The organism is Brevibacterium sp. UCMA 11754 (assembly GCF_021532275.1).
Classification (GTDB): domain Bacteria; phylum Actinomycetota; class Actinomycetes; order Actinomycetales; family Brevibacteriaceae; genus Brevibacterium.
Genome location: NZ_JACBOT010000029.1, coordinates 70,124 through 85,718 on the forward strand (window position 1 = coordinate 70,124; position 15,595 = coordinate 85,718).

Below are 15,595 nucleotides of genomic sequence, written 5' to 3' on the forward strand. Positions count from 1 at the left end.
CGTCGCCGCCCAAACTTGCACATCATGTACGCGTGGGTGCCGGGGCGGGTTTCGCCGGTGACCGGCTCGATCCCGCGATCGCCTTGGCCGAGCATGGCAAGCTCGATTTCCTCGTCTTCGAACTCCTCGGAGAGAGGACGGTGGCCGCGGCCCAGCGGCGTGAGTGGGAGACTGCAGATACCGGTTTCGACCCCACCCTGGTCGAACGCATCCGGTCAGTCGCCGGTCACTGCGCCGCCAACGGCACCCGTATCGTGACCAATGGCGGTGCCGCGAATCCGCGGGCTGCTGCCCATGCCGTCGCCGAGGCGGTTCGAGAGTTGGACATCGACCTGCCCGTTGCCTACGTCACCGGGGACGACGTCCTGTCCATCGTCAACGACGAGGATCCGCTGACATGGGAGACCGGGCACCCGGCATCCACCGCCGACGGTGAACTGATTTCGGCCAATGCCTATCTGGGGGCCGAGCCTATTCGGCGAGCCCTGGACTCCGGTGCACGCATCGTCATCACCGGACGCGTCGCAGACCCCTCGCTCTACGTCGGTGCTCTGGCGCACTGCTTCGATTGGGACCACAGCGATGCTGATCTCATCGGCCGTGCCACGGTCATCGGGCATCTGCTCGAATGCGCTGGTCAGGTGACCGGCGGCTATTTCGCTGACCCAGTGACGAAGCCCGTTGCCGGCCTCGCCCGTCTCGGGTTCCCCTTCGCCGATGTCGACGCAGATGCGCGGGCCGTACTGAGTAAACTCGAGGGCTCGGGAGGCGAGGTCACAACACGTACCTGCACCGAACAGCTCCTCTACGAAGTCGCTGACCCCAGTGCCTACATCACGCCCGATGTCATCGCGGACTTCTCCCACGTGACCTTCGAGGAGACAGGCGTCGATCGTGTCCGTGTGAGCGGAGGGACGGGAACGCCCCGGCCCAGCAACCTCAAGGTCACTCTCGGCTACGACTCCGGGTGGCAGGGCGAAGGACAGCTCAGCTACTCCGGCCTCCGGTCGAAGGAACGTGCCGAACTGGCGGCGGCCATCGTTCTCGAACGCCTCGATGAGCTCTACGATGTCGATCCCGGGTCGGTGTTCGTCGAATACATCGGGATGGCCGCAGCTTTCCGCGGTCTGGCACAGGTCGATGATCCCGCCGAGGTACGTCTGCGCATCGTCGGAAGCGCAGCGACCCGGCAGGAGGCTTCGATCATCGGTGATGAGGTCGAGGCGCTCTACACCAATGGCCCGGCCGGCGGTGGGGGTGCCCGGAAGTCCGTACACAGCGTCGTCGCGGTGAAGTCATGCAGTGTGGATCGGAGCACCATCGAAGAAGCGGTCAGCGTCGAGTTCGTTGACGGCTCAGCGGATGAACCCGCGAACAACGACCCCGCAGATCAGAGCTCCGCCGCCAGGCGAAAAGGAGGCCTCACATGACCAAGATCGACGAACTCGCGTCGGTGCGCACCGGCGATAAGGGCGATACCCTCATCCTCGCAGTGATCGCCCACGACCAGGCGGCCTATGACCTGCTTGACCAGGAGCTCAGCGTCGAACGCGTGGCCGCCCACTTCGGCCTCAACACACAGGCCGTCACGCGCAGTGTGCTGCCGACTCTGCACTCCTTCAGCTTCGAACTCTCCGGACTGCTCGGCGGCGGAGTCACCGGTTCTCCCAACCTGGACGGACACGGAAAGACCATGAGCTACCACCTGCTCACGCTCGAAATCTGACTCCCTGGAGTCCTAGCGAGATACCTCACACTCTTCGCCAGGGTGCCGAAACGAGGCGGACATTCCACACTAAAGCGAATACACTCGTCACCTACAAGGCTCCACGAACATCCCAGTTCGCGGAGCCTGTTTCTTGCCATTGCGCACTACCCCCACCGCCCCCTGATGAAGACTCCTGCCCGCCGCCGAGGCTGGCTCGAGCTTGGAGACCACGATGACAATGCTGGACAACCACGTACCTGAACCGGAGCCTGACCCCGGGCCTGAAGCCGACTCGGAGCCTGACCCCGCGGCGAGCACCACTGCACCCGAAAAGATTGCCGCGGACGCGGCAGCCGCGCAGGCAGAATCACAGGATGGCGACTCCGCTCGGCGAAGCCCCATCGGCAGCGTCTTCTACTGGTCGGTGGCCTTCGTCATCGCCTTCGTGCTCTGGGCTGCGATCTCACCGGAGAGCCTGGGCGACATCATGACCACTGCGATGACCGCAGTCTCATCGGGCTTCGGCTGGATCTATCTCGTCGTACCGTTCGCCGCGATCGTCATGCTCGTGTGGTTTGCGGCCAGCAGATTCGGCCGTCTTCGTCTCGGGTCCGCGGATTCGAGGCCGGAATACAGCACCTTCGCCTGGCTGGCGATGGTCTTGGCAGCGGTCATGGGCATCGGCCTTGTCAGCTACGGTGTGGCCGAGCCGATGTCACACTTCATGGTCCCGCCACATGGCTTGGCAGAGCCGGAGACCATGGACGCCGCGGTCCGCGCCATGCAGTTCTCCTATCTCGACTGGGGCTTCCAGGCTTGGGCCATCTTCGGAGTCTTCGGCCTGGCCATCGGCTATTCCACACATCGGAAAGGTCGCCCGGCTCTCGTCTCGACGATGCTGCGCCCAGTGCTCGGACGGTTCGTCGACGGGTGGGTCGGCAAGTTCATCGACATCCTCACCATCATCGCCACTCTCTTCGGGACGACAACCTCGCTGGGCCTCGGCGCCTCTCAGATCGGTGAGGGCCTCAAAGTCGTGTTCGGCGTCGACGCCACCCTGACTCTGCAGGTCGTCGTCATCGGCGTGCTGACGCTGCTCTTCACCGGCTCGGCTCTCTCCGGCGTCGGCCGCGGCATCAAATACGTCTCCCAGATCACCCTGTCTATGGCGACCGTCCTCGGACTGTTCGTCTTCATCACCGGGCCCAGCGGCTTCGTCGCCAATCTGTTCGTGCGCTCGGTCGGTTCCTTCGCCGGCGACTTCCTGCAGTTGAGCTTCATGACGCCTTCGAGCGCTGCAGACAGCGAATGGATGCTGGGCTGGACCTACTTCATGATGGCCTGGTGGCTGTCGTGGAGCGCCTTCGTCGGAATCTTCCTGGCCAAGATCTCCAAGGGCCGCACGATCCGCCAGTTCGTCGCCGGCGTGCTGCTCGTTCCGAGCGCCGTGTTCTTCCTCTGGTTCACCATCATGGGCGGGTCTGCGATCAAGCTCGACATGGGCGGAGCGAAGATCGGCGAGGCGACTACGGCCAATCTCGACACCGCATTCTTCAGTCTGCTCGAAGAACTGCCGCTCACGCTTCTGGCCTCGATCTTCACCGTCATCATGGTGATCCTGTTCTTCGTCTCCTCTGCTGACTCGAACACCTTCGTGCTCAGTTCGCTGTCCTCGCGAGGCTCGTTCGAGCCGCACCGACCGGTCATCGCCACCTGGGGATTCCTCACCGGCGCGTGCGCGATCGTGCTGCTCCTCCTCGGCGGACTCCAGGCTCTGCAGCAGGCGGCGATGCTCTCTGCGGTGCCATTCACCGTCATCGTCATCGTTCTCGGCATCGCTCTGATCAAGGAGCTGCGCAGCGACCATCAGATCGTTGAGGAAGTCGCCCGCGAAAAGCGCGTCCTCGGGCTCTGAGACTCACTCTGACCCAGGCTTCACCGAGCGGACCACCAAGCTTCGACGGGAGACACTATAATCTGCTCCCTCGACGCCAAGTGGTCCGCTCGATTGTTCTGGCTGAGGACGGTCACCGACGTTCAGAGGTTATCTCGGCGGTCACCGGTCGGCCGCAGAACTCATAAAGCGCTGACGTCATTTTTATGAGAAACACTTCTAAGTCATAAGAATTAGAGCGGATCAGCATAAGCTCTGACTGGTTTGTCGCGCGCCTCCGCGCTGACCTCGTTCGCAATGACGTAAAGCCGGCTGAGGACCGATCTGTCCTAACCGCTCACCATTGAGCTCGGGTAGAGTCTGGGACATGTCGAGTCCCGAATCAGACAAGTCAGGGCTGTCGGTCACACCGTCAGCCCCTTGAACCACTAGTTTCGACACCCACAATCTGCGTGGGTGTATGTCTGGCGCAAGCGGGGCGCTGACCGCGGTGGCAAGAAGATCCATTTTTTGATCTCTCACCTCGGAGTACTCGATGCCTTTTGCTCTCTACATGCTTGCCCTGGCGGTCTTCGTCATGGGCACTTCAGAATTCATGCTCGCGGGACTCCTCCCCGCGATCGCAACCGAACTTGAAATATCGGTCGGCACGGCGGGGCTGCTGACCTCCGCATTCGCGGTCGGCATGGTCATAGGCGCGCCAGTGATGGCGGCATTCGGTCGCCGTTGGCCACCGCGGCACACATTGGTCGTCTGCCTAATCGTGTTCGCAGGAAGCCACGTCATCGGAGCGATGACATCCGCCTTCTCCCTCCTCCTCATCACCCGGATACTCAGCGCTCTTGCAAACGCCGGGTTCCTCGCCGTAGCTCTGAGCACGGCCACTATCCTCGTGCCGGAGAACCAGAAGGGGCGTGCATTGTCGATCCTGCTTGCCGGCACTACGATCGCAACCGTCGCAGGTGTCCCTGGTGGGGCGCTACTCGGCACAGCATTGGGCTGGCGAGCCACGTTCTGGGCGATCGCCTTGCTCTGTCTTCCCGCGATCTTCGGAATCATACGAGGCATCGCGAATACTGCAGCTCAGACTGCATCCACCGCATCCTCGCCAAGTCTCCTTACGGAACTCGGCCAGTTGGCGACGCCGCGGCTCGTCCTGACCATGGCACTTGGCGCGCTGATCAACGGAGGGACCTTTGCGGTATTCACCTTCCTCGCGCCGGTCGTGACTGAGACCGCGAGGCTGGACGAATTCTGGGTGCCACTCGCCCTGGTGATGTTCGGCAGCGGTTCGTTCTTCGGCGTCACGATCGCTGGACGACTATCAGATCAACGACCAGGCACAGTGCTCGCGGTCGGTGGACCACTGCTGCTGGCAGGCTGGATCTTACTGGCCGCGACAGCGTCGAACCCTGTTGCTCTCATCGTTCTCGTCTTAGTTCAGGGCTTCCTGTCGTTCGGCGTGGGCAGCACATTGATCACTCGTGTGCTGTATGCAGCGTCGGGTGCGCCGACCATGGGCGGTTCGTATGCAACCGCAGCATTGAACATCGGAGCTGCCGCTGGGCCGGTGCTTGGTGCATTCGGACTGTCCACCGGCCTGGGTCTGCTTGCGCCGGCATATGTCGCCTCGGCGCTTACTGCAGTATCTCTCATCATCATGCTCCTCTTACGGTGCACGCTCATGAAGACCGGTCCGGAGGCCAACCGGTGATTCATCCGAATGCGCTTGTCACACTTCGTCCCCGTCTCCGATCATCCCTGCCTGACTCCACGCTTCATCGAGCGGACCACTTAGCTTCGACGGGAGACGCTACAACCTGCTCCCTCGACGACAAGTGGTCCGCTTTGTTGTTCTGGCTGAGGACGCTCACCTCAGCTTAGAGGTCACCTCGGCGGCAGCGGCGAGGACCTTGTCCACGAGCGGCTCGGTGTCGGCGTCCTCGTCCAGCGCGTCACCGGAGGCTCCTGAGCCCAGCGCATCACCGCCAAGAGAGAGCCCAATGGCTGCGATCGGACGGGAGAGGACATCGTAAACGGGAGCGGCGATCGTCGAAATCCCGGGGGTGACCTCGCCGTGTTCGATCGCCCACCCGGCTCGCCGATCCTGTGCCAGGATCGCGTTGAGCGCCTTGACCGTGGTGGGTCCCTGGCCGGTGCGGGTGACGAATCCGGACTCGGATTGGAACATCGCCAGTACCTCTGACTTGGGCAGGTGCGCGAGTATCGCCCGCCCGGTCGCCGTCAGGTAGCTGGGCATGCGCACACCGGTCGCAGTGATCACCGCGACCGATTTCAGCGACTGCTCCTTGAGAACGTACACGGTCTCCCAACCGCGGATGACGGCAAGCTGAGCTGTAGCAGCGGTATCGTCGGCCAGCTGCCGAACGATGGGCTGTGCCAGGCGCTGCAGAGGATTTGTGCGCAGGTAGGAGCTGCCCAGCTCGTGCACTCCAGCCCCCAGGACATATCCCGTTTCAGTGCGAACGACGAGTCCCAGCTCCTCGAGCACGGTGAGCAGTTCGTAGGCACTCGAGCGTGGGATCTCCAGCGCCCGCACCAGTGCACCGGCGGAGATCGGACGATTCGATGAGGCAAGATGCCGAAGAATCGCGATCGAGCGCCGCAGTGTCGGAACCTCAGCCACGGTTCAGTCCTCCATTCCAAGGGCGAAGAACGCAGCCCGGTAGAGGTCCGAGATTTCGCCGAGTTCGGTGTGCACACCGTCGCGGACCCGGACTTGGGCACCGCTGACAGTCATAGTCACATCCGCCGAGGTGGCCGAGAGAATGATCTGCTCTCCCACCGAACCGAAGGTGCGCATGCTGTCGGTTCTCACTGCAATGAAGTCGCACGCCTTGCCCACGGCCAGTTCTCCGACCGGCAGATCGAGGCTGCGTGCCCCGCCCGTCGTCAGCGAGGTGATGAGCTCGGCCGGTGAGAAACGGCCTCGCTGGCCTGAGCGCAGTCGTTCCCCGGCTTCCATGCCCTGGGTCTCGCGCAGGGCGTCGAGGACGACGTGCTGATCAGAGCCGATCGAGATCGTGGCACCGGCATCGGCGAGTTCGCGGGCCGGGCCGATGCCGTCGGCCAGGTCGGCTTCCGTGCATGGGCACATGACGATGTTGGCCTCGGCCCCTCCCAGGGTCGCGATGTCCTCATCGCTGAGGTGGGTGGCATGGACAGCCGAAAGATTCGACGCGACGACACCGGAGCGGTCGAGGACCTGCGTGGGTGTCGTGCCGTAGGCGGCTTGGCAGGCTTCGTTCTCTGCCGGCTGTTCGGACAGGTGCACGTGAACGGGTCCCTCAAGTTCGGCGAATCTGGGCAGATTGGCTGCCGGGACCGCGCGGATCGAGTGGATGGCCGATCCCACGCGTACGAAGCTCTCACCAGGGGCATTGACCGGGAACTCGGTGGCGAAAGACTCGGATAGAGCCGCGTGGCGGTCCATGTATCCGTCGATGGTGCCGTCACCGAAGCGAGCTTGCTCTTCCGAGAGCTCGGTGTCGATGCCGCCGGTGAGGTAGCAGGTGTCGAGGAGTCGGATCCGCAATCCCGCCGAGGCAGCTGCTCGTGCCAGCGCCCGTTCCATCGCATGAGTGCTCTCATACGGCGTCCCGTCGGGTGCGTGGTGGACGTAGTGGAATTCACCCACCGAGGTGTAGCCGCCGGCGAGCATCTCCGCGAAGACCGCACGAGCCACGGTTTCGTAGTTCTCCGGACTCAGCTTCGCGGCCACGGAGTACATGACCTTACGCCAGGTCCAGAAGGTGCCGCCGTCACCGTGGGTGCGGCCGCGCAGGATGCGGTGGAAGGCATGGGAGTGGGCGTTGACCCCACCGGGCAGAGTGAAGCCGGGAACCACCTCGGCGATGGTGGGTGGGGTGTCGATTCCGGTCTCGACTGAGGTCAGGGTGCCTGTCTCATCGGCAGTAAGCAGGACGCCGGTGGCGACCTCTCCGTCGACCCAGGCGGTTTCGCACCAGAAACGCGTGCTCATGATGCGACCCCCACGATTCCAAGCTCCCCTTCGAGGACCTTGACCAGGGCGGAGACACCTGCCCGCTGGTCATCGACCTCGCAGGCTTCCTCAGGAGCATGCGAGACGCCGGTCGGGTTGCGCACGTAGAGCATCGCCGAGGGCACGTGCGGGGCGAGGATGCCCGCATCGTGTCCGGCACCCGAAGGCAGCAGCGGTGCGTTCGGCAGCAGAGAGATCAGCCGATCGTTGAGCTCTTTCGTGAAGTAGGTCGTCGGTGAATAGGACTCCTGCGAGATGCTCACCTGAACCCCGGTGTCACCGGCGTGGTCCTGCGCGCGCTTCGAGATCGACTCGAGCACCTGCTTGACGACAGCGTCATCGGCGTGACGGATGTCGAGCCAGAAGCTCATGCCCGAGGCGATGACGTTCGTCCCGCCCGGGTGGATGAGGGTACGGCCGACCGTGGCCACGGCTTGGTCGTGGCCGGCAGCGAGGACCGGGATATCTCCGATGACGCGACTGCCCGCGACGACTGGGTCCGCGCGGTGGCTCATCGGGGTGGTGCCGGCGTGATTGCCCTGGCCGGAGAACGCGAAGTGCCAGCGGCCGTGGCCGATGATCGAGGAGCCGATCGCCACTGCCTGGTCGGTGTTGATGAGACCGATGCCCTGCTCGACATGGAGCTCGATGAAGGATCCGACCTTCTCCAGCCGAGCTTCGTCGGTGCCGATGCGGTTCGGGTCGAGCCCGTATCCGCGGGCAACGTCGGCGAAGGTGTCACCATTGGCGTCGGTGAGACCCAGTGCCCGGTCGGCCTCGATAGCGCCGGTGATGAGGCGCGATCCGAGGCAGGCGACTCCGAAGCGTGAACCCTCCTCCTCGGGGAAGACTGCGAGCGCGAGCGGCCGCTGGGCACGCTCGAGTGCTCCTGATGCCTTGAGTTCGTCGAAGGCCGCCAGCGCCGAGGCGACGCCGAGGGGGCCGTCGAAGGCACCGCCGCCGGGGACGGAGTCGAGGTGAGAGCCGGTGACGACGGCATCGTCACCGGGCGCGGTCGCCCACGCCCAGGTGATGCCGTTGTCATCGATCTCGGTGTCGAGGCCACGGCGGGCCGCCTCGGCGAGGAACCAGTCACGGAGTTCGCGTTCGGTGTTCGAGAACCCTGCCCGCTGGTAGCCGGGACCACGAGTGTCACGGCCGGTGTCCTCGATCTGGGCCAGGAGGGAGACCACGTCGCTCATCTCAGTTCGCCTCGCCCGAACTGTTGACGCCGGAAGCATCCCGATGCGTCGTCGCCGCATCGGTGCCGGAGGCTTCGGCGGCGGCATCGAGGTTGCCCAGGGCGGTGAACTCGGGGTCGTTGACCGCCGGTGATCCGCCTTCGGGCAGCCAGGTTCCGGCGGCTGAGGTGACGGTGTGCTGCAGCGGTGAGACCGACTCGGCAGCGGCCACCAGGGAGCCGTCCTTGACCTTGGCGATCGTCTCGGCCAGCTCCGGGGACAGGAAGCGGTCCGGGCCGGGACCGGGAACGGTTTCGCGGATCGCGGAGATCACGGCGCCGGTGACCGGTGCCGGTGCGGCTTCACGCATATCGCAGGCCCGCGAGGCGGCGTAGAACTCGATGCCGACGACGCTTGCGAGGTTGTCGACGACCTTGCGCAGCTTGCGGGCGGCCGACCAGCCCATCGATACGTGATCTTCCTGCATGGCCGAGGACGGGATCGAGTCCACCGAGGCGGGGCTGGCGTTGCGCTTGGCCTCGGAGACCATCGCGGCCTGGGTGTAGTGGGCGATCATCAGACCCGAGTCGACGCCGGCGTCGTCGGCGAGGAACGGGGTCAGATCCTGGTTGCGGGTCACGTCCATCATCCGGTCGGTGCGGCGTTCGGACATCGAGGCGACATCGGCGGCGACGATGGCGAGGAAGTCCAGGGCGTGGGCCAGGGGCGCGCCGTGGAAGTTGCCGTTGGAGGAGACCATGCCGTTGGTGAGCACGACGGGATTGTCGATGGCCGCACGCAGTTCACGCTCGGCGACCTGCGTGGCAAAGGCGACGGCATCACGGGCGGCGCCGTTGACCTGCGGGGCGCAGCGCATCGAGTAGGCGTCCTGGACCAGGTGGGTCGAGTCGCGGTGGCTGGCGGTGATGCCCGAGTCCTTCAACGAGGTCAGCATGTTCGCGGCGGCCGCGGACTGGCCGTCGTGGGGGCGCAGGGCGTAGTGGAGTTCGGGGGCGAAGACGGCGTCTGTGCCGAAGAGTCCCTCGATGCTCATGGCCGCGGAGACGTCGACGGCGGTGAGCAGGTTCTCCAGGTCGGTCAGGGCCATGATGAGCATGCCGAGCATGCCGTCGGTGCCGTTGACCAGCGCCAGGCCTTCCTTCTCTGCCAGGGTGACCGGAGCGATTCCAGCCGCGGCCAGCACTTCGTCGGCGGGGCCGGCAACTCCGTCTGGTCCGGCGGCCACGCCTTCACCCATGACGACGAGGGCACAGGCCGAGAGCGGCGCGAGGTCACCGGAGCAGCCCAGCGATCCGTATTCGTGGACGACCGGTGTGATGCCGGCGTTGAGGAGGTCGACGTAGGTCTGGAGCACCTCGGCGCGCACCCCTGCTCGGCCGGTGGCCAGGGTGCGGGCACGCAGGAGCATGAGTGCGCGCACGACCTCGCGTTCGACGGGTTCGCCGACGCCTGCCGCGTGGGAGCGGATGAGTGATTTCTGCAGCTGGGTGCGCAGTTCGGCGGGGATGTGGCGCTGGGCCAGTGCCCCGAAGCCGGTGGAGACTCCGTAGACGGGCTTCTCAGCCTGGGCGAGCGCGTCGATGGCTTCGCGGTATTTGTTCACGCGGGCCAGGGTGGTCTCGCTCAGGGCCACCTTCGCATCGTGGCGGGCGACGTCGACCACCTGGGCGAATGTGAGGGTATCGGGATCGAGATCGATGAAGACTGACATCTGGGACCTTTCGGTTGAGTGAGTTATACGTTCATGTGGTGTCATCAGACGGTGAAGACGCGGGAGTGCCGGAACCGGCCCTCAGAAGTTCAGACCCGGGGTCTGTTGTCGGCGACGAGTTCGCCGCCGCGGTAGACGCGTTCGACGAGTTGGACGCCGGGCCGGTAGGCCAGGTGCCGGTAGCTGGGTGCGTCGAGGATGGCGAGGTCGGCCTGAGCTCCGGCGCCGAGGTGGCCGACATCGGTGCGCTGCAGGGCGTTGGCGCCGCCGGCGGTGACGGCCCAGACTGCCTGTTCGACGGTGAAGTGCATATCGCGAACCCCGATGGCGATCGTGAAGGGGATGCTGTTGGAGAATCCCGACCCCGGGTTGCAGTCCGTGGCGATCGCCAGGCTGACTCCCGCCTCTACGTAGCGGCGGGCGTCTGGGTAGGGCTGGCGGGTGGAGAATTCGATGCTCGGCAGCAGCGTGACGACGGTGCCCGCCTCGGCGAGGACTGCGAGGTCCTCATCGGAGGCGAATGTCGCATGGTCGACGGACACGCAGCCGAGTTCGGCGCCGAGTCGGAGCGCTCCCCCGTCGGTGAGCTGGTTGGCGTGCAGGCGCGGTTTCATGCCCGCGGCCTTGCCTGCTTCGATGATGCGACGCGTCTGGTCTTCGGTGAAGGCGCCCTTTTCGCAGAACACGTCGATCCACTTGGCCTGGCCGGTCGCGGCCGGGATGATCTCATCGATGACGAGGTCGACGTAGGCTTCCGGGTTCTCCTTGAACTCCGGCGGCACCACGTGGGCGGCGATGAGCGTGGATTCCTCGGTGTGGCGGTTGATGATCTCCAGCGCGCGCAGTTCGTCCTTGACGGTCAGACCGTAGCCGGACTTGACCTCGAAGGTCGTCGTGCCCTGCCGGGTGGCCTGACTCATGAGGTGGACGAGGTTGGCCTCGAGCTCCTCGTCGCTGGCGGCCCGAGTGGCCGCAACGGTCGTGGCGATGCCACCGGCCGAGTACTTCTCCCCCGCCATGCGCGCGGCGAACTCCGCCGATCGGTCGCCGGCGAAGATGAGGTGGTTGTGGCTGTCGACGAAGCCCGGGATGACGGCCTTGCCGCCCAGGTCGATGGTCTCGACTTCGACGCCGGCGATCGCCGAGGTGACTTCACCGTTGGCGATGTCATCATCTTTGAGGACGGTGCCGGTCGAGGTCTCAGATCGAGCCTCGCCAAGGTGGTCCCGGAGTTCGGTGTCCGCCTGAGCGGACGGTCCTGACCAGACGACGCGACCATCGTCGATGAGGAGAGCCGCGTCTTCGATGACGCCGAGCTCGCCCACATGGTCGAGGTCGTTGACGACCAATTCGCTGATCCCGGTGAAGAGCTGCACGACAAGGTCCTTAGCGGTTGAGAATGATTCCTCCTCAGTATGGACCGCTCGAGTGCGACTCTGAACCGGGATCAGTGAAATTCGTCCGATATTTCGGACACAAGGTGAGCAGGCGCTCACTGTCGCCGCTGTTCACTCAGCCGATCCACAAGGCAAGCCAGCACGATAGGGTCATTGACGCCGTCGTGGGAATCGTGGAACGTGGAACTCTGAAGGTCGCCGACTGCATCAGCGTGACCAGACGAGGAGCCTGAGAATGAAGACTGCTGCTGTGGTCGGCAGTGGGCCGAACGGCCTGGCGGCAGCCATCTCCTTGGCCGCCGCAGGCGTCTCGGTCACGGTGTACGAGGCCGAGGACAGGGTGGGAGGCGGGGCTCGCAGCTCAGATCTCACTCTTCCGGGACTGATCCATGACGAGTGTTCGAGCCATCATGCATTCGGGCTGGCATCTCAGTTCGCCCGGAAATTCGACCTGGCCCAGCACGGACTGGAATGGGCCTACACGGATGTTGAGTTCTCACATCCACTCGATGACGGTCGTGGAGCCCACGCTGTTCGCTCCGTGGTCGAGACCTCACGGACGCTGGGTTCAGATGCCGAACAGTACCGGCGGTTCTTCTCCCCCGTGGCCTCACGGATGCCGACGATTGCCGATGAGTTCCTGCAATCTCTCGTCCATGTGCCCCGGCACCCCATCCACCTCGCCACTCTCGGGATGCGCGCGGCGCTGCCGGCTGCGGCAGTCGCCAAATACTTTCGCACCGACGAGGCCCGTGCCCTGTGGTCTGGGGTCGCGGCTCACACTTTCGGCCCTTTCGACGTTCCGCTCTCGGCCGCGATCGGAACGTCCTTGGCCTCCGCTGCGCACTACTACGGCTGGCCGGTGGCGGTCGGCGGCTCCGGTCGGATCACCTCGGCGATGGAGTCCCTCCTCCTGACCTTGGGCGGACGGGTGGAGACCGGACACCGGATCGACGATGCGCGGGAGCTCGCGGCCGTCGATGTGCTCATGCTCAACACCGGCCCCGCCGAGGCTGCTCGCATCGCGGGCGCCTCCCTGCCCAGGCGGGCGGTGCGAGGTCTGAAGCGGTGGAAGAACGGGCCGGCGGCGTTCAAGCTCGCGTTAGCCGTGGACGGTGGGATCCCGTGGTCCTACGACCCCTCCCGCCGAGCCGGAACGGTTCACCTCTCCGGAACATATGAGGAGACGGCGTTCGCGGAAAGTGAGACCGCACGAGGCCGGATGCCGGAGAGGCCATTCGTCCTCCTCGCTCAGCAGCACCTCGCTGATCCAACTCGCGGACGCGGTTCCGTCGTGCCCATCGACTGCTATGCGCATGTGCCTGCGGGTTTCACCGGCGATGCCACCGAGGCGATCCTCGCGCAGATCGAACGTTTCGCGCCCGGAACCCGTGATCGCATCCTCGCGCTGACTCCGCGCGGAACCGCCGCCATCGAGGCTCTCAACTCGAACTTCGTCGGCGGTGACATCCTCACCGGCCGGAAGGATCCTCTGCAGCTGGTCTTCGGTCCGGTGCCGGGGCTCAACCCGTATCGACTGAGTCCGCCCGGCAACGATCATCCCGGAATCTACCTGTGTTCTGCGGCGGTTCCTCCCGGGCCCGGCGCTCACGGAATGTGCGGCTATCTGGCCGCACGGCAATCACTGAAGGAGATTCACCAGAAAGGCTGACTTGGTTTCAGCCCAATCGGCAAAACAGTCCAGTTTCAAAGCTGGGCTGTTTTCCGTGAATCGAGCTAGTCCGCTCCCAGCCTCCTGCGAGGCCCTGTCGCGCAGCGGGCCCGTGCTTGAGTGTCTGAAGGTCGGTGCCATAGCGGGCGTCGATACGACATCTGACCATGATTAGCAGCGCCCACATCACTGATGGTCGCTTGTCGTGAAAGTTTAGCATTTTCTGAACTTTCTGATGATTCGCTATTGACCTTCCTCCCCCAAGCGGTGTTGGCTATAGATATCGCCGCGAAGTGAACAATTTGCGGAGCGCAGCGTCGATTGCACAGTGGTGCTGCACGCATTTCAATGAGGAGATTCGATGAGAACACTGCGCTTTTCCACTATCGCCGCATTAGTGATCACTCTGACGCTGTCGGCGTGTTCGAGTGGCGGTTCCGATGAAGGCGACCGTTCGATCAGCGTCGGTGTCACCGATCCGACAACACTGGTCCCAGCACGACAGTCTGTGGCCTTCGATTTCAGTGCCGCATTATGGTCGCCTCTGACCTTCGTCGAATCGGACGGAAAGATCGACTACATTCAAGCGAAGTCGATCGAGAGCGACGATTCAGTCACATGGACAATCACGCTTCGCGATGGGTGGACGTTCCACGACGGGACGCCAGTGACCGCGCAGAGCTATATCGACTCTTGGAACGCAGCGGCATATGGACCGAACGCCTTTGAGAATGCCGGGCAGCTGGCGAACATCGTTGGTTTCGATGACCTCAATCCCGAAAAGGGAGAACCGTCGACGAAGAAGATGTCCGGACTCCACTTCGTCGACGATCTGACTTTCACTGTCGAGCTCAAGGACGCCGATAGTCAGTTCCCCTTACAGGTGAGCCAGGCGCAAACAGCAATGTTCCCGATGCCGGAGAGCGCTATGAAGGACTTTGACGCCTACACCAAGCATCCTGTCGGCAACGGTCCGTTTGAAATGGACGGTGACTACGCCGAGAACCAGCCCTTCACAGTCACGGCCAATGACGATTACGCCGGCGATGCCCCGACGGTCGATTCCATCACCTTCAAGCCCTACACAGATCTCGCCACAGCGTACACAGATGTTCGTGCCGGCAACCTCGATATCGCCTCGGTCCCACCGAACCGACTTCCCCAGTCAGAAGCCGACTTCGGCGACAGCCTTTACACCTTTGATGCGCCGGGAATCTCCTATCTCGGCCTCCCGCTCTGGGACGCGCGTTACAAGGATGTGAAAGTGCGACAGGCCATTTCCATGGCCATCGATCGCGATTCGATCAATGACGTCATCTATGGTGGACAGTTCGTTCCTGCGGACGCCTTCACACCCGCGGTCGAGCCAGGAACTCCAGATGGACTGTGTGGTGACTACTGCAAGTACGATCCGGAGACAGCGAAGAAGCTCCTCGACGAGGCAGGCGGCTTCGATGGTGCAATGGAGATCTATTACCCGGGCGGCGGAGGTTACGACGATCTCTACAACGCAATCGCGAACAATCTCCGCCAGAATTTGGGAGTCGACGCCACCGCTCGTCCGAGTGCCGATTGGGCAGAGTTTCTCGACAACCGGACCGCTGAGAAGGTCGATGGCCCGTTCTTCTCACGGTGGGGAGCGCTGTATCCGAGCCAGCAGGCGACGCTGCGCTCTCTCTTCATCAAGGACGGCGGATGTGCCAACTGTGTTCCCTGGTACACCGAGGATATCGCCTCGGCGATTCGCAAGGCAGACAAGGACGACGACGGCACCGGGGAAGCATATGCGGATGTCCAGGATCTTCTGCTCAAGGATTTCCCTGCGCCGCCCTTGTTCTTCGAGACCTACTCCTATGTCACCTCGGACAAGATCGCCGATCTCCCCACGTCTCCGGTCGGCAATCCCCAACTGACGAAGGTCAAGCTCGCCGATTGAGCCTGTGCCCCGAGTGGCCTGCAAGGACACACGCCCGATTTCCACCGCCAG

The 15,595-nt window shown here is 63.9% G+C and carries 11 protein-coding genes; 6 read left to right on the plus strand and 5 right to left on the minus strand.

The genetic code is table 11. From position 1 onward, the window contains the following. Positions 1-32 precede the first annotated feature (32 nt). From HX613_RS16010 to HX613_RS16025, 4 genes are all read left to right on the plus strand, one after another. Positions 33-1,430 (plus strand): acyclic terpene utilization AtuA family protein, encoded by a 1,398-nt coding sequence (locus tag HX613_RS16010; RefSeq protein WP_235346224.1) that lies wholly within the window; start codon positions 33-35, stop codon positions 1,428-1,430. Beyond that, positions 1,427-1,726 carry an AtuA-related protein gene (locus tag HX613_RS16015; RefSeq protein ID WP_235346225.1) on the plus strand — a complete coding sequence of 100 codons (300 nt, stop codon included), beginning with the start codon at positions 1,427-1,429 and terminating at the stop codon, positions 1,724-1,726. The genes HX613_RS16010 and HX613_RS16015 overlap by 4 nt, the downstream gene beginning before the upstream one ends. Before the next feature lie 214 nt (positions 1,727-1,940). Continuing rightward, positions 1,941-3,623: a BCCT family transporter gene (locus tag HX613_RS16020; protein WP_235346226.1), complete on the plus strand. Its 1,683-nt coding sequence runs from the start codon at positions 1,941-1,943 to the stop codon at positions 3,621-3,623. 514 nt (positions 3,624-4,137) lie between these two features. Next, positions 4,138-5,316: a Cmx/CmrA family chloramphenicol efflux MFS transporter gene (locus HX613_RS16025; protein ID WP_235346227.1), complete on the plus strand. Its 1,179-nt coding sequence runs from the start codon at positions 4,138-4,140 to the stop codon at positions 5,314-5,316. Between the two features lie 156 nt (positions 5,317-5,472). Here the strand turns inward: HX613_RS16025 and HX613_RS16030 are convergent, their stop codons facing one another. The 5 genes from HX613_RS16030 to hutI form a co-directional block, all read right to left on the minus strand. Further along, entirely contained in the window at positions 5,473-6,249 is a 777-nt protein-coding gene (locus tag HX613_RS16030; RefSeq protein WP_235346228.1) for an IclR family transcriptional regulator, read from the minus strand. 3 nt (positions 6,250-6,252) lie between these two features. Further along, positions 6,253-7,605, minus strand: coding sequence for a formimidoylglutamate deiminase (locus tag HX613_RS16035; RefSeq protein WP_235346229.1), 1,353 nt, complete (start codon positions 7,603-7,605; stop codon positions 6,253-6,255). Next, complete coding sequence (locus tag HX613_RS16040; protein ID WP_235346230.1) at positions 7,602-8,828, minus strand: allantoate amidohydrolase; 1,227 nt, start codon at positions 8,826-8,828, stop codon at positions 7,602-7,604. The genes HX613_RS16035 and HX613_RS16040 overlap by 4 nt, the downstream gene beginning before the upstream one ends. Position 8,829: 1 nt before the next feature. Beyond that, positions 8,830-10,539, minus strand: coding sequence for a histidine ammonia-lyase (gene hutH / locus HX613_RS16045; protein WP_235346231.1), 1,710 nt, complete (start codon positions 10,537-10,539; stop codon positions 8,830-8,832). A gap of 89 nt (positions 10,540-10,628) precedes the next feature. Then, positions 10,629-11,915: an imidazolonepropionase gene (gene hutI / locus HX613_RS16050; protein WP_235346232.1), complete on the minus strand. Its 1,287-nt coding sequence runs from the start codon at positions 11,913-11,915 to the stop codon at positions 10,629-10,631. 256 nt (positions 11,916-12,171) lie between these two features. Here hutI and HX613_RS16055 point away from each other — a divergent pair, with 256 nt between their 5' ends. Together HX613_RS16055 and HX613_RS16060 are read left to right on the plus strand one after the other, a co-directional pair. Then, positions 12,172-13,608: a phytoene desaturase family protein gene (locus HX613_RS16055; RefSeq protein ID WP_235346233.1), complete on the plus strand. Its 1,437-nt coding sequence runs from the start codon at positions 12,172-12,174 to the stop codon at positions 13,606-13,608. A 361-nt stretch (positions 13,609-13,969) separates the two neighbouring features. Beyond that, positions 13,970-15,544 (plus strand): peptide ABC transporter substrate-binding protein, encoded by a 1,575-nt coding sequence (locus HX613_RS16060; RefSeq protein ID WP_235346234.1) that lies wholly within the window; start codon positions 13,970-13,972, stop codon positions 15,542-15,544. The last annotated feature ends 51 nt before the right edge of the window (positions 15,545-15,595 follow it).